The organism is Kocuria arenosa, from assembly GCF_042879215.1.
In the GTDB taxonomy this organism is placed as follows: domain Bacteria; phylum Actinomycetota; class Actinomycetes; order Actinomycetales; family Micrococcaceae; genus Kocuria; species Kocuria arenosa.
On sequence record NZ_JBHZTA010000005.1, the window covers coordinates 50,119 to 73,405 of the forward strand.

Consider the following 23,287-nt stretch of genomic DNA (forward strand, 5'->3'; position numbering starts at 1 on the left):
ATCGCTTGGACCCACCGCACCCGGCGAGCCACAGAGAGGACTACGCCGTGTAGTGGGTCAGCCATTGGAGTTGCCCTTGACCTCAGCCACCTGGGCTTCAAGAGTTGCGATGTGCTCGCGGCAGTCCTCGAGGTAAGCGTCCTTGGCCACGATGTCGACCATGGCTTGGGAGTACAGCGCCTCCAGGCGTGCGAGGCGGCGACCGTAGTTCACCGGAGGGGTGATGGCCGGTGCTTCCTCAGGAGTGGGGTTCTCGCTCTGGGTTGTCATTTGGCCTTCTTTTTCTCCAGTGCGGTCACTCGCGATTCGACTATCTGGGTTGCTTTGACCAGGAGAGCCACAACGGCGGAGTAATCGATAGCGTCTGCTTCGATTCCCTTATCTGTCTCTCTCCATGAGGCCACTTCGGGAACTTCGCTTGCAGCTTCCCCAGCTATTAGTCCAATGAAATCAGAATCTTGATATTCTCTCGCGGCCCTCGTGCGGCGTGGACCGCCTGACTTGCCCTTGCAGACAGGGCAGTCGTCGCCGATCGCGTGTTCGGGCGCATTCTTGCGTGCCGCCGATTTCGTCTCTTCGATCGTGACTTTTCCGGTGTCTTCACACCACGAGCAGACTGACGATGGGGGTCGCTTGAAGCGCACCGCGTTCAGCCTCAACACGCTTTGGAGAGCGGAGTCGTCGAGATCGCGCACGTCCTTCTTGGAGGACAGGGCTGAGTTCACGAGGAAGGCACTTGCTTTGATAGGCGAGAACGCGGTGTCGTTCGCATTGCGGACCTCGACCGCATCGCCAGCCGGACCTACAACTTTCAGAGTGGTGGCCACACCGAACTCGCCGACCTGGAAGGAGAGACCGGCCTGGGAGCCGTCAGAGTTGGGGAGCACACCACCGTTGCGGATGATGAGCCCAACCTGGTCGAAGCCTCCAGACTGGTTCCTCTTCTCGGCAATGAGTGCCCCGTACGGACCCGCGTGAATTGCATCGAGTTTGGCGTCGAGATAGAAGCAGGGTTGGTTGCGGTTCGTGTCGTAGAAGCCGACGTAGTTGCCGCCGGTCAGGTGCGCGCGAACGTGTGACCAGTACCCGCCCACGTTGTTGTTGCCAACCTGGAAGCCCCAGTTGAGATCCCCCGAGTAGAGCGTCCCCGAGTAGCCGCCGCCCATTTCGACGTTGGCCGAAAGGTGGACGCTGGGGTCTCCTGCTGACGCCACAAGGCGGTTGGCGATGTTGATGGAGCCGCCCGCCCAGGTAGATCCTCGGATGATGATGTTGGAGAATTCGGCGTTCCCGTCGCCGCCAATGCGCCAACCCGTAGCGCCGGCAACGTAGTTCGCTGACTGGATGACCTTGCCGACCGTAAGGGCCATGTTCACGGCCAGCTTGTCGGCAGTGATGGTGTTGGCTGCCAACTTGGTCGTGGTGATCGAGTTCGCGGCAATGGCGTTGGCCGTGACCGAGCTTGCTGCCAGCTGCGTTGCGGTGACGGAGTTAGCGGCCAGCTCGTTGGCCGTGATGGTGTCGGTAGCGATCTTGCCTGAGGTGATTGACCGAGCGGCTAGCTGATCTGTTCCGATGGCGTTGGCCGCGATCTTGCCTGCCGTGATGCTCAGCGCCGCGAGCTTCGGAGTGGTGATCGCGTCGTCTGCGATCGTCGTGGATGTGACCGATCCCGGCAGGAGCTCGTCAGCGCGGGGTGCGTAGGCAGTAAGGGACCCGGCCTCGGCTTGTACGTCATCGAACCAGGCGTTGCCTGTGGCGATTCCAAAGTGTCCTCTGGACAGCCGTAGGCGGACGACGGCGTTGCCGCCAGTGACTGTGACTGTTATGGATCCACGTTGCCAATCGAAGGTGCCGCGGCCGAAGACAAATGCTTCACCATGAACGACAGTCCCGCTCACCGTGGTGGTGGAGATGACTACGCCTGCCGCATTGGAACCTGCGGGACGAGCTACACCGGACGCCTTCGCCCAAGTGCTAAGCGTCCATTTCCCAGGTGTCAGTACGAGATCCTGGATCGCAGCCGCGTCACCTGTTCCGCTGAACCAGAGGGCTTTCTGGCCGAATAGCCCCCGCCCGCCCGTGGGAGCGATGACGCCCATTGATGTGGGCCAGATGTCTCCGAGCACGCCCGACTCAAAGCCGGAGTCCTTGACGATGTTCCCGCCGCCGAGGGCCAGGGCGATGTCGGCGTCCACGAGCTGACCTGTTCGCCACGGTCCACCACTGGGCCGGCCGATGATGCCCTCGTTACCGGAAGAGTCGATGGCTGAGACGCCGACGTGGTAATCCACGCCTGCGGCCAGGCCCCCAATGTAGCCATGCGGCGCCCCGACCTTGACGTCTTGGACGGGGCTGGAGAGGTTCGAGTTGGTAGAGACGCGGACTCGGTACTGGCCAGCGCCGTTGATCACGTCCCGTTCGGGGTTGGCGTTCCACTTGATGGTCAGCGCCTGCACCGCCGAGCTGACTGCGTTGGCGGGGAAGGTCACTGGCCCTGGTGCCGTCGTGTCTGCGCCGGTCATGATCGTGCCCGTCGCAGGCAAGGACGTGCGGCCGTTCGTTGTTTGCGCGAAAACCGAGACGCGATAGGTGGTGTTGGGCTCCAGCGGTTGGACTCGGACCTGATCGAGCACACGATCGACTGTTGTCTGCGAGGGGGTGGCCTCGCCGACCTTTACCCATTCGACGATGATCGAGCCGATTTGATCGGAGCCGTAGCCCGATGGCGATTGCCAACTGGCATCGAGATAGATCGTGTCGAAGTTGGAGCCCCACGACAGTTCCAGGCCCGATGGCCCCGGCACGTTCGGTGGCTCCATGACGCGGACCATGCCGCCGCCGCCGAGTTCGAAGCCTCGAGGGAAGTACGGCATGCCGTTGGGGAGGATCTGGATACCCGACACCACGCCGGATCTATCCCTGCCGTCGACCTTTTTCTCGATGCGGGTAAGGCGTCGGCTGAGGTCGCGTGGAAGGTGGTGGCGGTCGGTCATGAGTCGTTGAAGGTCACGAGAAGTAGGTCGTTCTCGACGTCATAGGCCAGCTCCACGATGCGGCACTTCACGTAGATGTTGGAGGAATCAGAACCCGCGTCGTCGTTGATGCCGTTGATGTCCAGGTATACCGACACCCAATCGCCTACGTTGAGCTTGCCGGCCCAGCTGAGATCAAGAGCAACCTGGGGCACGAGCGGAGCCTTGAGGTTTCGCGCTACGGCTTCTGCTGCGAGGCTGGGGAGCAGGTCGTGATTGGCGCCTACGTCTGACTGCTCGACTGCTTCGTAAACGATTCCGTCAGTCTTCGATGTGTCGACAGCGCTGGCTTCGTCGCGCTCGGGTCCGGAGCCTTCGCCCTGCATGATGATGGCGTTCTTGATCTTGGTGCCGTCTTCTTCAAGGCTGACCAGCTTTCTAATGCCGCCTTCAGCGTCGAGTTCGAAGGTGTAGGTGGCCGTGCGGTCGACGCCGCGCTTGGGGTAGTGGATGTCGAGGAAGCGACTTGCGCCATGGTTCGTGCTGCGGACCTGAATGTCGCAGAGGCCGGCGTCCGGGAACTCCGTCAGGGCATCGAGAATCTCGTCGTGCTCCGCGTGCTGATACGCACGGTCGAGGTAGACGCCTGTTGGTGCGGCGTTGGGGGTGATGTTGAGGTTGGACTTGCCGTAGGCGGGGTCTTGGGCATGGGCCACGATGCCGTTGATGATCGTGGCCATGTCGGCATGCGACCACGAGGACGACTCCATGGCGGTCACTGACACCTGATCCCAGATGATCCCGCCCGGAGGTCGCGGGGGAGTGGGGTTCGGATTTACGAAGGCCGGGGCATACAGGCGAACGTCAAGGATCGAGTTGCGCCCTGGTGGTGTGTCGATCGTCAGCGTGGCTCGCTCGAACACACCGCGGCGGGTCTCGTCGGTGATGGCGAAATACTGACTGTCTTCCACAGTGCTGCCGTCAGGGGTGCGCCGCTCAACGTATAGACCGCGCCCATCAAGGGCAGGCCCAGCCCATTCGGCGTCTCCACGAAGGTGGAACCACGCGGAGAGAGTGAGAAGGTGCCCACCACTGACCGTGATTGTCTGGCGGAGGAAGGTGTCCACTCCGGGGACGGCTTGCCAGAGGTTGGCCTGGTACTTCTGCCCAGGCTTGGCGCCCCACTCGGTAACGACATTCGCCGTCACGCCCTCGGCCTGCCACCCTTGCAGATTGCCGGTGTCAAAGCTGCCGTTCACCAGAAGGTTCGTCCGGCCAGCCTTACCGAAGACGCGATGTTCGAAGTAGCTGAGGAGGCCTTCGCAGTCGATCTCGTAGCGTGTCAGGTCATCCGAGAGGCGACGGAAGACCACTCGGCCTTCCCAAACCGTTTTCTCGCCCATCCACACCAGCACCTCACGTGCGCCGGGGCGGAGCCGCCTTGCCTGGGGGTCGCTGACCGGCACGGAGAACCGAAAGCTGCCAGGGGCACTGAGCACGTCACTGGCCGGGTCCATGCCCTTGGCTTGTGGGTGGGAGTAGACGTTGCCGCCAAAGCGGTCGCACGACTGAATCTCGAAGTGGGGACTGGTCATGCGTAGGCGTCCCGCCAGGTGAGTCGCCAGATGCCTTGGGTGGTGATGTTGTTCGGACCAGGCAACAGCTCCCACCATTGATGTGATCGCTTGCCCAATTCCCTCGGGCCGGTGGAGTCGCCTGTCTCCTTCTTCGCGAAGTCGAAGTAAGCACCAGCCGGGACGCCATGGAAGGAGTAGAGCATGCGCTTGCCGCCGTCGCTGTTGTTCGTGAGGAACGGGAGATTGGCGGTCTGCTGGAGAACAGCTTTGACGTAGGTGGGGTAATCGCCGAAGTTCGTGACCGTCGCGGTTCCGCCGATGGTTTGGTTCCGCTCGAGCTGGCCGTACTTACGCGGATCGGCTGCGCGGATGGGGAACTCGAACTCTTGGACGTTGTGAGCTTTGGGCGTGGGCAGGTGGAGCTCACCGCCGACGCGCACCTGGAGCTGAACCGGTACGCCTGGCGCGTGAGTGTCGATGTAGACCCATGCCGGTTTTCTGACCAACGATGCGAAGACGGCTGACAGCTTCTGCCGGACTCGCCAGATGCCGTGATCCTCGTTTCGTGGCGACCACGCCACGCCCTTGATATTCATCTCTCGGGGTCCGAGGCGTAGGCGGCTGAGCAGTTCGCCGTCGCCGTAGTTGTCCGTGGCGCTGTAGTCCACGGTCGCGGAGTCGAGCCCTTCGAAGTCGGTGACGATGAATCGGTCCCCGTCGAGGTCGGGGGTGCGGTTCATGTTCAGCGACAGCAGCCGAACGGGTAGCGAGCTCATCCGAACCTCCTTGCCACCTGGCGGGCCGTTTCATGCGGAGATACGGAGCCGTCGATGATGACCTTGGCGCTGGGTCGGGCGTTGTCGCGGATTGCGCGCTCGAGGCGATCGATCTGGGCGTTGGTCATGATGTGCTCGGTCTGACCCGTGCCGTTGTAGGCCATGGTCCAGCCGGGCTTGAGGTCACCGCCCTGGTCGTAAGTGGCTGCATGGACGTGGTTGTAGTGCCCTGCCGCCGCGATGGGTGGGACCCTTTTGCCGTTCTTGATGCTGAATCCGGCTGGTGTGTAGAACAGCTCGGAGAGGTTGCCGGCCACGCCGAGAAGGGCGTTGAAGATGCTCATCATGTTGCTGCTGACGAGATCGACGGCCTTGCCCTTGTAGTGGTAGGAGTTGGCCGCGTGGCGTCCGCCAGTCGTGGAGGTGACGGTGTGGGGCACGCCCCTGCTCGCCAGCAATGACGTGACAGCCTTCCAGCCTTGGCCCACGGCTCCGTCGCCCACTGGCCCCGCAGCGGCGTTGGCAAGGATGGCCTCGGCGTCCCGGATCACTGCCTTGTACGAGTCGTCCATGGTCTTGCCTGCCATGACTTCGACGACCTTCTTTTCGTCCAAGTACGGGGGCTTGGGGATCTTGGAGAGGATGCCGCCGCTTGCGAAGGTGCGAGCACCCTTGGCAATGGCGAAAGCTGCGCGGTCCATTCCGAAGTGATCGACGGCCACCTGTTCGAGGATCGCCATCGAGCGTTGCCGTTTGGATCCAGCCAGTGGGATGTAGGCCTCGCCACCAGTCTCAGGCTCGGCAAAGACACGCCACGCTCCTGCTGGGGCGATCTGTGCACTGTGGTCCTCAACGCCGCCGTCTGCGAACGTCTTGGCAGGAGGTCGCCTGGTGGACTCGATCGGCTTGAAAGTGCCGTCTGCGTTGATGCCAGGGGGCCCGTAAAGCACGCCGACGCCGGCCGCTGCGCCTTTCAGCGCCAAGCCGTACTTGGCTGCGATGCCTTCGACTTCTGCAACGCGCATCTGGAGGGCGCCAGCAATGGACTTGGCCGTGGCGTCTGCGCCCTGTCGCGACTTCTCTTCGATAATGCGCCAATAGGTGGCCTGATCGGCCCCCGCTTGGGTGAGGTTCAGACTGCGGCGAATCTGCTCGACCGCCTTCTGTCCTTCGACGGAAGTGCTGGCTGCGAACTGCTGAACGAGAACAGCTGCTTCGGGTCCAAGTTTTGCGAGCTGGGTGGCGATGTCTGAACCGAAGCGCGTGGCGATCGTGTTCAGATTCTGCATCCACTCCTCTTCGGCATCGTTCTGCTTCTTGAGCTGGTCGATGTAACCCTGGAGCGAGACAGTGACGGAGCTGGCGTAGTCGGCAACGGTGGCCTTGCCCGCTTCGTAGGTCTCCTTCTGGGAATCGAAGGTGCTGAGCTCTGCCTGCTGGCGGTCTTTGAGCGCCGAGATTTCGTCGTTGATGGAATCGCGTTGACCCTTAGCGTTGCTTGCGAGATCAGCTTTCCGAGCTTGTAGGGCGTCGAGATCTGACTTCTGCCTATCCCGAATCGCGTCACGCGCTGCCTTGTTCTGCTCGCTGAGCGCCTTCTTCTGGCCCGACTGGAGATCCCGTTGGGAGTCTGCGGCCGCCTGCGCTGCATCGCGAGCCGACTCCTGAGCGAGGGACATAGCGTCACGGAAGGCAGAAGCAGGGGAGCCGAACGCGGCTATGGCGTCGACCAGTTCCTTCTCTTGGTCCGTGAGTTCTCGGACACCCTTGGCTGCGCCTTTAGCTGCGCCACCAATGCCCTCCAGGGCTGCAGACGCTTCGGGGGACGACTCCTTGAGCTCTGACTGAGCCTTGTTCTGGTCGCGAGCTGCCGTTGCAGCCTCGGAGAACTGACCGCGCATCTTGGCGATCTCGCGGACGGCCTGCTCTGTCTTGAACCCGTCGATGCTGTTCTTCGTGGCGTTTTGGACTTCAAGAAACTGGCTTGCTGCGTCCCGGTTTCCCAGAAGTGCGTTCTTGAGCAACCGTTGAGACTGTTCATGCTCCAGGATCTTGGGATTCGCCTTGACGATCTGGTCATATACCCGCTGAGACGCATCGGCGTTGCCAAGGATCGCGTCGTTGACGTCGCGTTGGTTCACGCCGAGCTTTTGAAGCGTGGACAGTGCCTTGTTGTCTGCAAGCTCTTTGAGGATCTGTTCCTCGATGGCACCTGCCGTACCGTCACGTTGGGCGAGGATGGCCGTGGTCAACCCCTCGACCTCACTGCGTGCTCGGGCTTGGCTCGCCGCGTAGGCGGAGTAGATCAGCATTCCCGCGCCGATGGCAACAGTGGCGAGGCCGAGGCCCTTGGTGAAGGTCCCGAGAGCCGAGCCAGCGTTGACCGAGCCGATAGTGACGCCGCTGAGCGCACCCTGGAGTGCCTTGTACCGCGGGATGGCGGTGCCTGCCACGGCCACAGCAACCGTCGTTGCCAGCGCGAGCCCGCCCACGGCTGCGCCAGCTGCTTTAACCGGACCGGGAAGTTCGGTCATGCCAGTGACGAGATCAGTCGTGGTGCTTGTCAGGCCCCGGAGAATGCCGTTGGTGGACTGGCCGGTCTTGATCAGAGCGGTTTCGAGCGCGCCCTTGAGTTGCTCAACATCTCCCTTGAGGTTGTCCATCTTCTTGGCTGCCAGCTCGGCTGCGGAGGCTTGGTTGTTGAGCGTGTCGCTCATCTTCTTGATGCCAGCTTCGCCCTCGCGCATCATCAGGTTCGCCACGCGGATTGCGTCAGAACCGAAGATCGTAGACAGGGCGTGGTTTCGGGTCTGCTCGTCCAAGCCGGACAGCTGAGTCTTGAGCAGTTCTGCCGTCTTGGTGAACCCGACGAACTTCCCATTGGCGTCGTAGACGTTGATCCCGTACTGCTTCATGATCGCCGACGCTTCTTTGGAGGGCGATGCGAGCTGTAGGAACATCTGCTTGAGCGACGTACCGGCATCGGAGCCAAGAAAGCCTGAGCGGGCGAAGAGGGTAAGGCCCGTGACTGTCTCGTCGATGTTGAGGCCGAACTGGCGAGCGACAAGAGCCGACTGATTGAGGGCCAAAGCGAAGTCGTGCACGCCACCCTGGGCGGCATTGGCACCACCAGCCAGGAGGTTGGCGATATGGGTGACGTCTTTGCCCTTGAGGCCGAAGACGGTCATTGCAGAAGCTGCCGTTTCGGCGGCCTCGGCCACGCTGATCTGACCGGCAGCCGCGAGGTCGAGGACACCCTTCAGGCCACCGCCAAGAATGTCCTTGACGCTGATACCTGCCTTGGCAAGCTCCGCCTGTCCCTTGGCGGCTTCCGTGGCCGTGAAGACTGTCGATTGGCCGGCCTTGAGGGCTGCGTCTGAGAGCTGCTTGAGTTCGTCGGCTGTCGCGTTTGAGACGGCGCCAACCTCGCTCATGACGGCCTCGAAGGTCATCATCTTGCTCGTGGCAAAGCCCATCCCACCGACCAGGGCAGCTGTACCGACGACGCCCGCAGTGCCGAGGGCATCCATGCCACCGGCTGCGGCGACCATCGTCTTGAGGGACTGGTGAGTCTTCTGCTTGAAGTCGTCGAGGTTCCGGCCGGTGCCACCGAGAGTGTCACGGAGACGGCTGAGCTTCGTTTCTTGTTGCTGGTAGCCGTCAGCGGCGCGGAGGCTCTGCTTGTAGAGCACAGCCATGTCAGTGGCAGCAGCCCCACCGCCGACACCCTTGGTCAGCTCGGCGCGGAGCTTGGATTCGTTCTTGAGTGCGGCTTCGGCTCTCTTGGCGGCCTGCTCGCGGAGCTGATCGGCGCTCTGGATGGACTTGCCGTAGCCAGCCGTGGACTGCTCCAGGACATTGAAGCTCTTCTTGGTCTCCTGGGACGCCTTGGTGCTGTTGGTCCCGAGGTTCTTGACCTCGTCGCGTGCCTCTTTGATCTCGGCCTTGAACTTGCCGAGATTCTTTGTCGACACCTCGACTTCGATGTTCTTGAAGACCGTCACTCGTCTACCCCAGTGTCACGCCAGGGGACGAAGGTCAGTTGGAGACCTGCCCCCGCATCGTTCTTGCTTGCTTCTTGGCGCTCTTCGTCGAGTCGTTGGCACCCAACACATCGGCGGGATTCGACCATGAACGGCGGCGGCGAGTAGTCACGGCCAGTGTTCGGGTCTATCCAGTCGTCAGGGCGGGTGCCACAGTGCGAGCACTGCTTCGATTCTTCGATCTGCCAAGCGATTGCTTTGTCTTGATCTGCCTCTTCCCACCCGAGAAAGACGCTGTGAGGGATACCGCGAGGGACGCAGTAGGCGAGCTCCGCCCGGAGTCGGGCGTCGCTCCTTATCCTTTTCCCAGGGCCTCGATCGAGTTAGAGCTGTTGACGCTCAACGCCGTGATGAACAAGGTGTCCAGCTCTGGCGCAGTCCAGTTGTCCGACTTGTAGAGAGCTTCGAAGTCCTCGACCGTAAGGGGCTCTTCGCCCTCTTCAGGGATCAAGCACGCCGCCAGCAATGCCGGTTCGAATGACTGGCCCCAGGTGAGGTCGCCGAAATCTACATGGAGCCGCTTAGCTTTGGCCCTGTCGACGTCAACGGGCGGGTGCTCGTCCATGAGTGCGTTCATCGCTGGACGACCGATAGAGCGGAATGCGAAAGTCACGGTGGCTTCTTCCACCTGGGCTTCCAGTTCCGCTACCTGCTCGTCATTGCCCGACCCCTTCGCCTCTTCAAGAGCACGCAGGAGGGAGGGTTCAAGGATGAGCCGCGCAGTGGCAACGTTCGGCTTCTTCTGGCTGAGCTTGTTCAGGCGGGAGACGTTAGGAGCCATGAACTAGGCAGCCACAGTTGCGTCCACGCCTACTTCGTCGTCGATCGAGAACTGCACACGGAAGCGTGCGGCTTCGTTGCCGGCAGAGTAGAGGCGGTTGTTACCCGAGACTTGGACAGGGAACACATCGACCGCTGAACCAGCGGTGGTGAGTCCCTTCAAGCCGGTGAAGACGACGAAGCCCACAACGTCTTTCTCCAAGAGAGAGCGGAGAGGGTTGGTGGTGTCGTCCTCGTAGAGGGTGAAAGACGAGTCGGCTGCTTCGTCAGGACCAGGGATCTTTTTGGTCTGACGGGTCGCCATGTCTGGCGTGTCGATCTGGGTGCTGTTGAAGGTCCAGCCGTCCAGCTCGCCCACATCGCCCGTGATGTCGGTTCCTGCTGTGAGTTCTGCGGCGGTCGGTGCGTGAACGTTCGCGACTGCCGGGCAGAACAGGATCTTGATGTTGCCGCGCTGAATACCGCGTGCCATGGCTTATGCCCCCTCTTGAGTAGTTGCGGGGGACTCGGACAGAATCTTGACGAGATCGGCCTTCTTGACCTTGTCGTCGAAGGTGACTCCGTCTTGTGCAGCGACGATCTTCAGCTCGTTTTCGTCGAGGTTATCGAGCGAAGAGACGGGCTTACCAAGGATCTCGCCAGCGAGAGCGGTGGCAGCAGGGACTTCTTTCCAGCCCTTGTGCTTCCAAACCATGTCGAACGCTTTGCGCGTGCAGCTTCCGAGGGCTTTTGAGCCTTCGTGGCTTATGTGAATCATCTCGGCCAAATTGACCATCCCCCTAAGACCTTGCAGGTGTCTCGCCAGTAGCGGCCCAAGCAAGGCGCGGAGGTGGTCCGCTTAGATCATCGCGGCGGTCGTCTTGGTACGACAGCAGCTACATCAAGCGGAAAAGTATCACTGGGGCGTGATGGCGAAACGGAATCTTTCGACGACGGAGAAGAGGTCCGGGCCGACCTTCTCGGGCTGTGAGGGGGCGGTGTCGATGTCCCTGGCCATGACTACATAGCCTTCGATCACCAACGGGTGAGCGTCAGTGTCTAGAGCCACTTGGTGAATCCGATGAGCCATGTCCTCGACCTGCTCGTAGGCCACGCCGAAGGAGGACACCTGATACGGGTAGGACACATCGGCGTAGGCGTCAGCGAAGGTGCCCGAGTAGGTAGCGCCGTCGATGGGGTAGAGGATGCCGTAGGGCATGGACGGCTGCGCCTGGCCCGCTGGGGGCTTGGGCGCTTCCAGGATTCCGATCGACTTACCCGTCGCCGTGGCGAACAGGTCCCGGACGCGGATCGTGACGATGCGGCGTGGAGGTGTCGCGCTCATGATGCGTCGTCCAGAGCGTCAGCGACGGCCTGCACGTACTTGTCGGCAATCTCGTCCACGGCTGGGCCGAAGTGCGGATAGGGCGGCTGCTTGTAGCGACGTCCGAGCGAATCGACGCCATCAAACCCCATCTCCAGGCGCCGGCCGCGGATGTCGTCCGTTCCCACAGCGAAGCCAAGGGAGTCCGCGGTGTTGATCATCGCCGCGTCGATCTTGCTGCGGTAGTCGCCAGTTGGGGCGTTTGGACCAGGGCGACCTGATGCTTTGACCTTGACCCGAGTAGTCAGAAGTGCGGCGAAGTGGACGTTCTTGCGCCTGATGCGGGGCCGGAGGTTGTTGAGGAACTTGTCGAAGTCCTTGACCAGCCCCTCGGTGTCGACCTTCAAGATGTCAGCCATAGGGAGTCTCCAGCATCTGCACCGTTGCCTGCCGCCGCACAAGGAACGAGGTTCGCGTGACCGTGGTGACCCGGAACTTACGACCTTGGAGCGTCTTGTCGTACCTGCTTGCAGTGCAGGTGATGACGTCGCCGATAGCCATATCCGGCACGTTCCAAGGGAGCGAGATCCGGTAGGTGGCGTCGACTGCCTCTTGGCCGGCGTACTCCTTGGCCTCATTCGACTGGAGATCCTTGGTCGTGAAGACGCACTTGCCGGAGTAAACCCGCTTGGAGTCGTCTGTCGTTGGAACCATCTGCATCGTGGCTTCGTCGTACACGTCGTCTCGGGGGCCCTCGGGATCGCGCACGATGACGCACTTGTCGAGGAACAGCTTGTCTACGGATCGGCGCGCACCGTCGAGGTTAAGAGCCACTGGCCAGTTCCTTGAGGATGTTGAGCATGGCTGCGGTGGGGCTTGTACCGAAGCTTGTGCGCTCGAGCGCTTCGGCTTCCAGCGTCTTTGGGTCGATGGATTCCAAGAAGCGAGCCAGGTCCTCATGGTCGCTGCGAAGCTCGGTCAGGCCCTCTCCGTTGATCTTCACGTCCAGAGCGTCGAAGAGCAGCGCCACGCGGGGCAGATCGTATGGGCCTTCCTTGACGATCTGCACGCTGACGGGTTCAAGCCCCACGGGTTCACCGTTGATCTTCACGTCGATCGTGGTTGGCTGAAGTTTGATGTCGAACTTGGCGAGGGTCATGCGGAGAGCTTTCGTTCGCGGGCTGCCAGCCTATTCGCTCGTCGTTGTTGGGCAGCGATCCTCACCCGGTCCTGCTCGACCTGGGAGCGTTGCAATATCTCCAGCTCGGCAATGGCTTCCTTCTCGGCTTCTTCTGCCTGGGCTTCGCTGGTGAGGTCCGGTCGCGGCCCGAAGGTGCGTCGGCAGTTGGGGTGGCTCAGCGGATGAGCCTTGGCTTGCTTGGCGGTGACGATCTTGCCCGAGGCCGTGACGCCATCGCCGTGAGAGGTCCAGCCGCACCCTGGGCCGTCGATGCACTGGAACCACTCGACGTCATAGGCTTCGCCAGCGTTGATGGCGGCCTGGTTCATCGCGATGCCCGTGGTGCTGCGGATGGCCATCTGGCTGTACTCGGCCAAGCCGTGGCGTGAGCCGTTGCGGTAGATCACTGCGGAGACGGCGTTGCTCTCCAGCGTCTTGCGTAGCTTGCGCCCGGTGGCCTGCCGATGCGACACGTCGCGGATGCCCGTAAGGCCGGTCTCCTTCGTGAGCTTCCGAACGAGCTGCTTCGTGGTCTGGCTGACGTGGGCCGTAGCGCCGAGCAGGTCTTCGTAGAGCTCGTTGGCTAGAGCCGTGATGGCTTGCTGATGAGGCGGCGTCCATCGGAAGGCCGTAGCGCCCCCGGCGATCTCCACACCTGCGGCCACGAGCTGCTGGTTCGTGGCGACGACGCTGGCGGAGTAGAGGCTCGGTAGGTTCTCCTGGATCCACGCACGCGCCGCGGCATCGAGGGAACCCATGGCTTGCTCGACTGCCTTCTGAAACTGGCGAAGCTTCTGTGGCGTCCAGTCCTGCGGTTGGTCCTCGATCAATCCCAGTTGTTCTTCGATGCGGCGCCACACGAGCGCGTAGGAGGCCCGTAGCTCGGCACTGAGCTGCTCAGCCTCTTCCCGCGTCACCGCCCTCTGTCTCCCCGCACGAGGCCGCCCATGCGGGCGTAGACACCGGAGTCGTCCTCACCGTTCTCACTGACCCCTTCGGCCTGCACTCGCTCGAGCTGCTTTTGCAGCGCGGTGATGTTGGCCGAGGCGTTCTGCGAGAAGCCGTCGACGGACAGAGAAGCGGGATCGGCCGCGAAGTTGGCCAAGCGCTTCTTGATCACCGCAAGGATGACGCCCTTGACGCTTCCCGTACGGTCGAACAGGTCGTCCAACTCGATGTCGCTTGGGCCGCCGTCGCCGATCTCGTCCCGGACCACCTGGAGCTGGGAATCGGTCAAACCGCTCACAGCCCGGTACCCCAGGTGCGCCGTGCGATGTCGAGTGCGTATTCAGGCCACCATGCACCGGCAGAGGGTCCGCCGTTGCAAAAGCCGTCAGACTCACCCACACGCTTGAGCCAGTGGAAGGCGTAGACCCAGCTGATGCCGGTGTTGAACGTCGGCGTGGGGCCGAACTTCATGCCCGGAGGGTTGCACCAATCGCCGCCGCTGTCCGCGCCGTTGCGTGAGGTGTCGATGATGGCCTTCATGCCGCTCATGAGGCCCGAGAGCTGGGACCCGAAGGGCAGGATCTCAGACTGTGGGCGGTTGTTAGACGTGTTCAGCGCAAAGGTGTGGAAGTTCTGCGTCCCGACCTGTTGGAGTCGCCCAGCCATGATTGAGGCGGCGTTCCAGTTCGAATGACCGGCGTCCATGGAGACGTGGCAACCAATCGCTTTGAACTGCGAGCAGGCGTACTGCAAGCACTCAATACGGCCGGCCTGGTTGCCTTGAGCCACGTTGGTCAGGTCCGCCAGTGCGTCAGGCTCGATAACCGCAGTCACGTACTCCGCGTAGGGAGCACAAGCAGCCACGTAGCCGTCGATCCAGGCCTTGTAGGCGGCGATCGTCTGGGCACCACCGGCTGAGTAGTGGCCGTTGTCTCGTCCCACGATGTTGTAGACGATGATGAATGCTTCTTGCTGTAGGGCTGCTGCTGCTTGGAGCTTGCCGCTGAGAATCGAGGGCGACATGCCGCCCCAGTCTCCGATCCAGATTCCGACAGGCTGCTCGCCCATACGCTGCATGAGGTTGGCGTCGCCGGTACGGCCCTGGCTGGCGTAGACCTGCGCCTGCTGCAGTGGGAAGTTGATCGGGTCTACCCACATGCCAGTGGGCGACGTTGGAGGCGGTGGAGGCGGTGTCGTTGTTCCGCCACCAGTGCCGCCAGTGCCCCCGCCCGTGGTGGGAGCTGCTGGGAAGGCAGTAGCGAGGCTGGACAGCATGCCGAGGTCGAGGGCCTCGCAGACGATCATCCAGAAGTTGCCGTAGTAGGTCGAGGTGGCCGTTGCAGATGGTGGATCGCTGCGGAGGTACGAGCCGTAAGCGTTGGAAACCGGGAGGTTCGTGAGCTTGGTGGCCTTGATGTTGGCCGCCACGGAGTTCGTCGGGTCGCCGGTGACGATCGACTCGTATGCCGCGTATTCGTGGGTGAGCTTGTCTTCACCGCTGATCACAGCTCCGGCGTGGGTGTACTTGCCTGCGACCTTGCCGGCGCGGGCGATCTCAGCCAGGAGGAATGTGCGGATCGGCCCGGTGAGGTACGAGCGAGCTTGCCCGTCGTTCCAGAGGCGTTCCACCAGTGCTGCGCGGTGGATGACGATTGGGTATTCGTAGGTCGCGTCTGTCGAGCGGGAGTAGGACCAGCCACGAGTGCCCGTGGTGATAGCGCCGACGTCGTGCTGGGTGACGCTGTAGTCGTTCCATTCGGGAGGTAGGCCGGTGGTGGTTGCCAAGCCGCCAGCGTTGTCCGTGGCCTTGGTGAGGGAGTCCCAGTGGCCCGATCCCATTTGGTCCCACTTCGCCTTGCCAGTGAGGGCCTTGAGGATCTTGTAGGCAGCGGGGTTGTTGTCCGAGAGCTTCTGTTCAAAGATCTGCGAGCCGTTGAACACGTGGTGGCCGTTAAAGCCAGCGGCTTCGATCTTCTGCCACTCGTCGGTGACTTGGTACAGACGCCCCTCGTCAGCGTTGGCTGTGAAGATGTCGAGGTCAGCTTCCAGCGCCAGGAGTGCATCGCGGTCGCTCTGGCGGTTCCAGGCGTCGATGGCGAGCTTGTAGGCAAGCACGCGCTGGTAGTCACCACCGGCAGCGAACGAGGCGTCCGTGACGGCATTGGTGCTGGTCGAGTAGCTCGCCACCCACATGTTGACCGCGGTGGACTTGTTGTTCACCGATCGCTTCAGCTTGGTGAGGCCGAAGTTGTGGATCTTGTCGTAGGTGGGCTGATCCTTCTTCAGCGCCGCGAGGAAGAGCCCGTTGGCCTGTGACATCGAGGTGATGCGGTTGGTGCCGACGTCTTCGAGCACGCCGCCGTCCGAGCGCACGTACTCGCCCATGAACTGGCCCATGGCTGCGGTGACTGCGGTCTTGCGAGCATCGGTGGTTGGAGCGGGGTCGGGTGGAGTCTCGGTGCCGCCGTCGCCGGGATCTGCGCCAGTGCCTGGAATGGTCACGTCGGTCTTGTAGGCGCGTGCGTAGTCGATGTGGAGGATGAGCGGCTGCGGCGTTGAGGAATCGCGCGCTGGAATACCTGTTCTAGTGCTCCCGACGCTGGACTCGAGGTGAGCCACAAAATGGAAGCCCTTGGTGGGGATGAATGCAGGGTCAGTGACTTCGTAGACCTTGAGGCCGTCGACATAGAAGGTGAGGCGGTTCGGCAGCCATTCGACAGCCCAGACATGCCACTCGCCCGGAGCGATGGTGTAGGTGTGCTGCTTGCTGGTGTCGGTGGGGTTGTTCGGCTTGCGCAGGGTGATGGTGCCGGTGTTGGCGGCACCGTTGAGGGTTTCGAAGAAGCGGATCTCGCCGTCAGCCTGGCTGTCGGAGTCTGGCCAAAGCGCAACGACAGGGGAGTAGCCCTTACCCACGTCGAGCTTCATGCGTGTTTCCCAGCGTCCGTAGGTCTGGCCCACCTTCATGGCTACGCCGCCACCAGTGTCGCCGAGGCCCTTGACCTGCATCTCGCCGTTGACCACGACGACGTTGGCTGGAACAAACGTGCCGTCTCCGTTGCCGCTACTGCTGAAGAGCAACCACTTCGCGGCATCGATGGACGATCCGTTGAACTCGTCGGCGGAGACAAGGGTCCAGGTGACGCCATCGGTGACAGGCGCGTAGGTGGACTCGAGCAGCTGGAGCCTCGCCAGCACGTCGGTCAGAGCGGTGCTCATCGTCGCGGCACCTGCGACGAGTTGATCGATCGTGGCCTGCATTGCCGTCCGTCCGCTTGCGGCGCCAGCTTGTACGGCTTCGATGGCAGCCTGCACGTTGCCCGCCTGGATGCCGGGCTTGGCCGTGAAAGGCACCGCTGTGGCGGTTGGTGGCTCGATGACGATGGGGTCAGAGCCGCCGGGGGCGTGCGACTGCGCATGCGGCGTGGGGGTACGAGAGTCAGTGAACCGAGGGTCTGTCTTGTCGGCCTTGGTCGTCATACCCGCGGTGTACGTGGCGCTGTTCAGCTTGGAAGCGAGGCCCGGAACGGTGGGAGAGTCAGCAGTTCCGCCAAGGTCTCCCGTAAGTCGAACAACGCCCTTGCCGGTCGAGGAAGCATCACCTATCGGCGTCCCCGTCTCGTCGAGCACCACATCGCCGGTCTGGCCGTTGACGGATGTCACGGCGGTTCCGGTCTGGATGGCCGAGTCAGCCTTCGCAAGCGACTCTTGGACGGCGGTGTTCAGATCAGAAGAAGGGATGCCGCCAGGCGGCTTCACGTACTTCTCGTTGGCCTCTGCAATGGCGTTGGCTTCGGCGGTGTTGGCCTTCGCGGTGGCGTCGGCGGCCGCATTCGCCAAGACCACGCCGTCTTTGGTGGTCGCATCAGCCTTGGCTGCGGCCAGAGCTGCATTGGCCTTCGCCTGCGCCTCCGCATCGGTGACCCCTCCGCCGGCAATGCCCCCGTGTGCGTTCGGGTTCTCATCGTGGGCCTTGACGGCTGCGTCGATGTCGGACTGCTTAGCGAGCTTGGTCTTGGCCACTTCGTTACTTCCAAAGAGTCGAGCGAGGAGGCCGAGGAACAGGGAAATGAAGTGCATGGGCGCGGACCTTGGCCGTTTGCGGACAGAGTGTCACACGGCCAGCAGTGCTAAACCGTGGTTGAAACGACGGAGATGGCTATTTGCACCTGAAAACACGCCTAGTCAGGCATAAAATGCAAGATTATGACAAGGGGTAGCAAAGAAACGAGTGCGCCGCTGACCTACCCCGTGTGACAATAACCTTCACATCGGGACTGAGGGAGCCGGAGATGGCTAATCAGGAAACCCCGGATCCGGCAGGAGCAAGCGCCGCCCGGGATGCTGCTGATTCAGCAAGGGATGAGACGCGCGGTGCCTGGAAAGAACAGGAGATACGCGCTGAGAAAGCGAAGCGGGATTACAGGCGATTTGATGCCGCTGCCGACCAGGCATACGAAAAGGCCAGGCAGAAGAGTCCACTGCTATCGATAGGCGCGTTCAATAAGGCGACGAAGAACTGGCAAAAGGCGGGGGAGGTTCAGCTTTCTCCGCCTCCGTTGTCTCCCGCAACAGAGTTAGCCAGTGTAAGGAGTGTGGCGAAGGAGTGGCTCGCTGCAAGCATGGCTCTGTTTGGCCTTTTCTCGTTCACGGCACTTTTCTTCGGCTCCGAAACTCTTGGAGTTCTTGACAACCAAAGTAAGCAGTCGATTATTGTATTTATTGCACTTTTGGTTACCGCAGTCGGAGCTGCTACCGCGTGTAATTACTTCGGGACGCGCGCTGCCCACGGTTGGCCACGGGGACGCAATCCGCGATCACGTTCCACTGAACTAAAGATTCAACAAGCCCGTCGTGATCTGAAGTGGGCAATGGCTTTCGCTCTCGCCACCGTTTTAGCAATTCTAGCTGCCCTAGCCCTTATTATCACCCCTCTGCTAAACGACCCAACGCCCCTGATCGTGCAGGTTCTTGCACCTGGTGAGATTGAAAACGTGCTCGTGTGCGGGGAGTACAAAAGCGCTGGCGCCAACGGCATCTCCGTCACCAATGAAGATGGTGGCCTTGTAACTACACGCTGGGGTGAGGTCGGCAAAGTGAACGCCGTTAGGAGTTGTGGGTCCAGCTGACCCAGGTGTATCGCGGCTGGTGACAACGTCCCTAGCCAGGGGTAGCTTCCTCTCATGGAGCGGAGCAAAAAGCAGATCGAGATCGATGCGGCTCTGCGTGAGTTCCACGAGGCCGAGAAGGCCCTGCACGCCAAGGAGACAGGCAAGAACTACGACCGTATGCAGCGTGCCTGGGAGCAACTGTGGGCCGCGGAGAAGGACCACACCGCCGTCTCAGTACGCATGGCCTTCTACTGCATGTTCCACGACTACGACAGCGACCCGATCCTTCGAGGCCTGCACTCCCACGTCGATCACGCAGCAGAGATAGAAATAGCCAGAGCGACGTCGGACACCGAGCTGTTACTACAGCTCAGAGAGTGCAAAAAGAAGATGAAGGTCTCTGCTGGCGAGGCCTACCGACGCGCGGCTGGAAGGAAGTCCGCCATCCTTCACGTCTTTTATGAGCGGTATGAGGCTGAAAAGAACAAGAGCTAGCGGAGCGGGGCTGCGGGTGGCCGACGACGTATGCCGCCGCCCGACACGTTGGCCGATGAGTTGTTCGTGACAGCTCGTACTAGCGGGAACAACGTGGCCTGCCAATCCGACCGCATACGCAGCGTTGCGGCGTCGTCAGAAGCAACCTCGGCGTAAAGCGCGGCTGTGTCTGCGCGGCGCATTACATGTGCTCCGTAGTCCTGCAGTGCCGTCGCCAGCGCCGCTCCCTCGGGGGTGAGGGTCAGCAACGAAAGATCGACGGACGGAGGGATGGCGAACAGCGAGCCCATCGGGACCGTGCCGGTGTAGGCAGTAGCACCATCGCCATCTTGGGATCTTGCGGGCCAAACGAACCCCGTCTGGAGCACCGTGTTCGGGAGGCCGAGCGTGAGCGTGTGCGGAATGTTCAGCGAAGCGATCTCAGCCTTGCGGATGATCCCCATGACGAGAGATGTTCCCGACGCTCTCGCCCCGGCTGTGATTCCTGAACCGAAGAGGTCGTTTTGGACTGTATAGGTCGAAGTCCAATCGGTGGAATCAACCTGCGTCATCGCATAGAACTCGAAGATGGTTCGGCCGTCTGGCTGAATAACAGCAAGGTTCTTGTCTGTACCCCCCGACAGTGCTGCTTCTGACGGGATGCGGCAGGTGACTGTCGCGTTAGTCGTTGGGTGCGTGACTGTTGCAACAGGGTCTTCGATGGATGCAAAGACAATCGGCACGGACCAATTCGCTCGGTTCAGCTCTGGGGCTTGCTCAAGATACTTTGCCGTCATTGTGCCGGATGAGGCCTCGAAGATTGCGCCGTCCCCCATTGACGTGTTAGCGGGTGCCGACACTGCGAACGGATGGAGGCTCGCCGTGCGGAAGGCGGATTCTTCTGAGGATGATCCAGCGCCCATCGACACTGGCCGCACATCGTTACCGTCCCACACGCCATCTAGACGTATCGGGCTGCCGTCATGCGTTGCCCAGGTGGACGGCATTAGGCGCGCACGCCCAGATAGTCGCCCACCTCTTGGTTGGTGTCAGTCACGGCAATGTGAGAGAAGTGCCCCGGTCCATATTGCACCGAGTTCTGGCGACCCCAAAGTAGTCGGTAGACGAGGTGATCGCGCGCCATGTTCTGCGTCGTTAAAGCAGTCTGGTTGCCAGCCAGATCATAAATAGCAAGCACAATGCTGGAACTTCCAGCCGCTCGGCGGACCTCTACCCGGTAGGTGCGGTTCAAAGTTAGGGCCGAGCTTGTGAACACTGTCGCGTTTGTCGAATCCCGGAGGACAAGCTGGTTGGAGCTGTTGACCAACAAGACGATGATTTGCTGGGCCGTCTCGTTCTCGGCTCGGAAGATAACCGCGTTGCTTGACGGTGTGGCCGCTTCGTTACGGAAATAAAAGCGAGCAGCGAAGGCACCTAAGTCGAGGGCATCATAAGAGACATACTGCGTGGTGGTCGTGGCAGGAATCGTGATCGCGTCATTGGCGTACAGCATCGCGGTACCACTCACGAGAGCAAAAGCATCGTCACCAATACCACGGGTTGTCGTTGAAATTGTTGTACTTTGCGGAACCTGCAGCCCGTCCCATGAGCGCACCGTGATCGGTTGCTTGGAGAACACAAGCCCACCTACGGGGAAGTCGGCAGGCACAGTCTCGTCACCAATTTCCCTCACCAGAACAGGCGCAAAGTAACCACCCTCTTTGTCTACCTTTAGAGCATCAGCGGCCGCACGAGCAACAGCCTCGGCGTCCACCTTGTCCGTAGCGTCTGAGGCGGCAGCAGAGATAGCCGCTCCCTCGGCTGCCGAAGCCTTCGTACTTGCGTCAGTAGCGGCCGCAGCAAGAGTGTCAGCATCCCCGGTCTGCCGGGCCTGCACCTCGGCATCTAACGCCGTCTGGTCAGCCTTTAGCGCCAGCCCAGCGGTATGCGTCGAGCTGTTGACCTTCGTGGCCAGAGCGGTCGTCACATCGTCCTGATCAGCCTTCAGCGCGAGAGCAGCGTCGACCACCGATTGGTCAGCCTTGTTGGGCACCGAAGCGAGGGCGGCCAGCTGCTCGGGCGTGAGGCCCAGGTCTGCATCGCCCAGCTCGCTGTAGCGCCACACGCCATTCGTACGGATGTAGAGCCGACTGTTCGTGGTGTCGACGGTCGGGAGGTGTCCATCTTCCGGAGCATCGGTCGGAGGCCCGTCGCTGATGCGGTAGGGGAGCACGGAGAACCCGTTGAGCGCGTTTCGGAGCTCGAGGCGGAGTGCGTCTACTTCTGCTTTGTTGGCGAGGTCGATCCGATTGGCCATCAGGGTCCTTGAAGTGCGGTGTAGCGCCAGGTGCCGTTCACACGGACGTAGAGGCGGTTGTTGGTCTTGTCGATGGTCGGCAGCTGGCCGTCCGCAGGAGAGTCCGTAGGAGGGCCGTCGAGCACTCGGAAGGGTGAGATCAGTGCGGCTACCTGTGCTGCCAGAGCGTCGAGTTGCGTCTTTGTGGCCATCTGCTGAGCGAAGGTCGGACTCGGGTAGTTGCCGGCCAGAACCCCACCCGCTGCGCCCTTGGGGATGCGGGTATCAGAGAAACGTGGGTCGGTGAGGTCGGCCTTGGCTGTGAGGCCTGGAACGGTCGGCTCATCGGCGGTGCCGGCCAGATGGCCAGCAAGACGAACGAGGCCCTTGGCCGATGGACTGGCATCACCCACGTCAGCGCCTTCACCACCCGTAGTGATCAGGACGTCGCCGGTCTGCCCGTTGACCGAGGTGACAGGAGCGACCTGGACGGCAGTGGTGGCGAGGTTCAGCTTGCCCCGCACTTCGCTGTCGAGGTCGGTGTTCGGGATGCCACTTGGCGGTTTCACGTAGGCACCCTGTGTAGCGAGAGGACCAGCGGCCATGAGAAGCCAGTTGTTCCGGTCGTACTTCACATGCACCCAGTTGCCGGGCTGCAAGCGTGCGATCTCGTTGGCTGCGCCCTGCACGTCGCCGTTGCGAACCACCAGGGCGAAGTTCCCCACGGCCTCATTGCGCCGGACGATGACGTACTCGGTGCCTTCGTCAATCAACTGCGTTTGGTCTGCGGAATTGCGGAAGCGGGACAGCACCAGGCTGCGCTCTTGGGTGAGCGCGGTGCCGTAAACGATGTAGCGGCCCACTTGATCCTGGTGGATCTGCGTGTTGAGGTCGCCGAGGTACGTGACCCCTGTGCCCTCGGGGCTGCCGAGGAAGAGCTGCACGTTGGAGTCGTCGAAGCTGGTCCCGGAGCGGAAGGGAGATATCACGCGGTAGATCCGGTTGTTGTACCGAAAGAGGTCGTTGATGTCGTACTGCGTGTTGCGGACCCAATCACCGCGGGCAACGAGGCTCGACGTGCTGGGGTCGGCGCCAGGCCCGCCACGCATCAGCGTGAGGGTGTCGACGTCTAGGTACGCCTCTTCCCCCGGTGGTATCTCCGAGGGGTGGCTGACGTAGTACGCCTGGCCGGTAGCCGTGATGCCGTAGTGCGTGATGATGTCGAAGGCGACGTGGCCTGTCTCGGTGACGTAGGGGTCGGAGACTTCCACACCAGGCGTGGCAGATGGTCCACGCTCTCCGCGAGGGCCAGGACCGCCAGCAACGCCGGAAGAGACAATGACGTACTCCTCGGTGTCTTTGGTCAGTACGAATTCAAGGATGTCGCTCAACGGGTCACGTCCCGCTGCTGCTCGAGGATGCCCCACGCAATCGTGGTGGAGGCTCCTCCGAGGTCCCAGGACTGCACATCGAAGTAGACCGACCGCACGCCGTCAGGCAAGCGCGTCTGAGCATCAACCACACCCTCGGCGCTGTCGCCGCGGAGCTTGAGATCGATGATCGTGTCCTTCGTGCCTGCTTCTAGGCCGTCAACGACGTTCTTGGTGATCGTGAAAGACGTGATGACTGTGGGGTCGTTCTGCTTCGCACGGATCTGCGCCGTGAAGCGCCGCGTAGAGAGGTCTTGGCCCTGGAGGCGTAAGCGGATGTGCTTGGGGTCGCCGGCATAGAGCTTGATGTTGCCGCCATCGCTTTGCTCGAAGAGCTGCGGTACTGCCATGGATCCCTCCCTCCGGGTGAAGCGAACGAAGAGCGACTCCGGGC

At 61.8% G+C, this 23,287-nt stretch carries 21 protein-coding genes; 2 read left to right on the plus strand and 19 right to left on the minus strand.

The window, feature by feature from the left end; translation table 11 throughout:
* Positions 1-57: 57 nt before the first annotated feature.
* The 15 genes from ACFYE3_RS10020 to ACFYE3_RS10090 all read right to left on the minus strand — a co-directional run bounded on the left by ACFYE3_RS10020 (position 58) and on the right by ACFYE3_RS10090 (position 17,662).
* A complete protein-coding gene (locus ACFYE3_RS10020; protein WP_387608624.1) occupies positions 58-270 on the minus strand; it encodes a hypothetical protein in 213 nt (70 codons plus the stop codon).
* The gene (locus ACFYE3_RS10025; RefSeq protein WP_387608625.1) at positions 267-2,996 is read right to left on the minus strand and encodes a fibronectin type III domain-containing protein; all 2,730 of its coding nucleotides are present in this window, start codon (positions 2,994-2,996) and stop codon (positions 267-269) included. Before ACFYE3_RS10025 ends, ACFYE3_RS10020 begins: the two co-directional genes overlap by 4 nt.
* Positions 2,993-4,570, minus strand: a complete 1,578-nt coding sequence (locus ACFYE3_RS10030) for a hypothetical protein (protein ID WP_387608628.1) — start codon at positions 4,568-4,570, stop codon at positions 2,993-2,995. Before ACFYE3_RS10030 ends, ACFYE3_RS10025 begins: the two co-directional genes overlap by 4 nt.
* The gene (locus ACFYE3_RS10035; protein WP_387608630.1) at positions 4,567-5,328 is read right to left on the minus strand and encodes a hypothetical protein; all 762 of its coding nucleotides are present in this window, start codon (positions 5,326-5,328) and stop codon (positions 4,567-4,569) included. The genes ACFYE3_RS10030 and ACFYE3_RS10035 overlap by 4 nt, the downstream gene beginning before the upstream one ends.
* Positions 5,325-9,332 (minus strand): phage tail tape measure protein, encoded by a 4,008-nt coding sequence (locus ACFYE3_RS10040; protein WP_387608633.1) that lies wholly within the window; start codon positions 9,330-9,332, stop codon positions 5,325-5,327. Before ACFYE3_RS10040 ends, ACFYE3_RS10035 begins: the two co-directional genes overlap by 4 nt.
* A 334-nt stretch (positions 9,333-9,666) precedes the next feature.
* On the minus strand, positions 9,667-10,152 hold the full coding sequence (locus ACFYE3_RS10045; RefSeq protein ID WP_387608635.1) for a hypothetical protein: 486 nt from the start codon (positions 10,150-10,152) through the stop codon (positions 9,667-9,669).
* Positions 10,153-10,155: 3 nt separating this feature from the next.
* A complete protein-coding gene (locus ACFYE3_RS10050) occupies positions 10,156-10,623 on the minus strand; it encodes a phage tail tube protein (RefSeq protein ID WP_387608637.1) in 468 nt (155 codons plus the stop codon).
* A 3-nt stretch (positions 10,624-10,626) separates the two neighbouring features.
* Positions 10,627-10,926, minus strand: a complete 300-nt coding sequence (locus tag ACFYE3_RS10055; RefSeq protein ID WP_387608639.1) for a hypothetical protein — start codon at positions 10,924-10,926, stop codon at positions 10,627-10,629.
* Positions 10,927-11,046: 120 nt separating this feature from the next.
* Positions 11,047-11,475, minus strand: coding sequence for a hypothetical protein (locus ACFYE3_RS10060; protein ID WP_387608640.1), 429 nt, complete (start codon positions 11,473-11,475; stop codon positions 11,047-11,049).
* Positions 11,472-11,873: a hypothetical protein gene (locus ACFYE3_RS10065; protein WP_387608641.1), complete on the minus strand. Its 402-nt coding sequence runs from the start codon at positions 11,871-11,873 to the stop codon at positions 11,472-11,474. The genes ACFYE3_RS10060 and ACFYE3_RS10065 overlap by 4 nt, the downstream gene beginning before the upstream one ends.
* Positions 11,866-12,288, minus strand: coding sequence for a DUF6093 family protein (locus ACFYE3_RS10070; protein ID WP_387608644.1), 423 nt, complete (start codon positions 12,286-12,288; stop codon positions 11,866-11,868). The genes ACFYE3_RS10065 and ACFYE3_RS10070 overlap by 8 nt, the downstream gene beginning before the upstream one ends.
* On the minus strand, positions 12,278-12,613 hold the full coding sequence (locus ACFYE3_RS10075) for a hypothetical protein (RefSeq protein WP_387608646.1): 336 nt from the start codon (positions 12,611-12,613) through the stop codon (positions 12,278-12,280). The genes ACFYE3_RS10070 and ACFYE3_RS10075 overlap by 11 nt, the downstream gene beginning before the upstream one ends.
* Positions 12,610-13,551, minus strand: coding sequence for a hypothetical protein (locus tag ACFYE3_RS10080; protein ID WP_387608649.1), 942 nt, complete (start codon positions 13,549-13,551; stop codon positions 12,610-12,612). The genes ACFYE3_RS10075 and ACFYE3_RS10080 overlap by 4 nt, the downstream gene beginning before the upstream one ends.
* A complete protein-coding gene (locus tag ACFYE3_RS10085; protein ID WP_387608651.1) occupies positions 13,548-13,880 on the minus strand; it encodes a hypothetical protein in 333 nt (110 codons plus the stop codon). The genes ACFYE3_RS10080 and ACFYE3_RS10085 overlap by 4 nt, the downstream gene beginning before the upstream one ends.
* Positions 13,877-17,662: a glycoside hydrolase family 6 protein gene (locus ACFYE3_RS10090; RefSeq protein WP_387608653.1), complete on the minus strand. Its 3,786-nt coding sequence runs from the start codon at positions 17,660-17,662 to the stop codon at positions 13,877-13,879. The genes ACFYE3_RS10085 and ACFYE3_RS10090 overlap by 4 nt, the downstream gene beginning before the upstream one ends.
* Before the next feature lie 212 nt (positions 17,663-17,874).
* Here ACFYE3_RS10090 and ACFYE3_RS10095 point away from each other — a divergent pair, with 212 nt between their 5' ends.
* Both ACFYE3_RS10095 and ACFYE3_RS10100 read left to right on the plus strand, forming a co-directional pair.
* Positions 17,875-18,711, plus strand: a complete 837-nt coding sequence (locus tag ACFYE3_RS10095; RefSeq protein ID WP_387608654.1) for a hypothetical protein — start codon at positions 17,875-17,877, stop codon at positions 18,709-18,711.
* Between the two features lie 54 nt (positions 18,712-18,765).
* A complete protein-coding gene (locus tag ACFYE3_RS10100; protein ID WP_387608656.1) occupies positions 18,766-19,188 on the plus strand; it encodes a hypothetical protein in 423 nt (140 codons plus the stop codon).
* Here ACFYE3_RS10100 and ACFYE3_RS10105 read toward each other — a convergent pair.
* The 4 genes from ACFYE3_RS10105 to ACFYE3_RS10120 form a co-directional block, all read right to left on the minus strand.
* Positions 19,185-19,910, minus strand: coding sequence for a hypothetical protein (locus ACFYE3_RS10105; protein WP_387608659.1), 726 nt, complete (start codon positions 19,908-19,910; stop codon positions 19,185-19,187). The genes ACFYE3_RS10100 and ACFYE3_RS10105 overlap by 4 nt on opposite strands.
* Positions 19,911-20,173: 263 nt before the next feature.
* Positions 20,174-21,484, minus strand: coding sequence for a hypothetical protein (locus ACFYE3_RS10110; RefSeq protein WP_387608661.1), 1,311 nt, complete (start codon positions 21,482-21,484; stop codon positions 20,174-20,176).
* Positions 21,484-22,854, minus strand: a complete 1,371-nt coding sequence (locus ACFYE3_RS10115) for a hypothetical protein (RefSeq protein WP_387608663.1) — start codon at positions 22,852-22,854, stop codon at positions 21,484-21,486. The genes ACFYE3_RS10110 and ACFYE3_RS10115 overlap by 1 nt, the downstream gene beginning before the upstream one ends.
* Positions 22,851-23,243: a hypothetical protein gene (locus ACFYE3_RS10120; protein WP_387608666.1), complete on the minus strand. Its 393-nt coding sequence runs from the start codon at positions 23,241-23,243 to the stop codon at positions 22,851-22,853. Before ACFYE3_RS10120 ends, ACFYE3_RS10115 begins: the two co-directional genes overlap by 4 nt.
* Between the last annotated feature and the right edge of the window lie 44 nt (positions 23,244-23,287).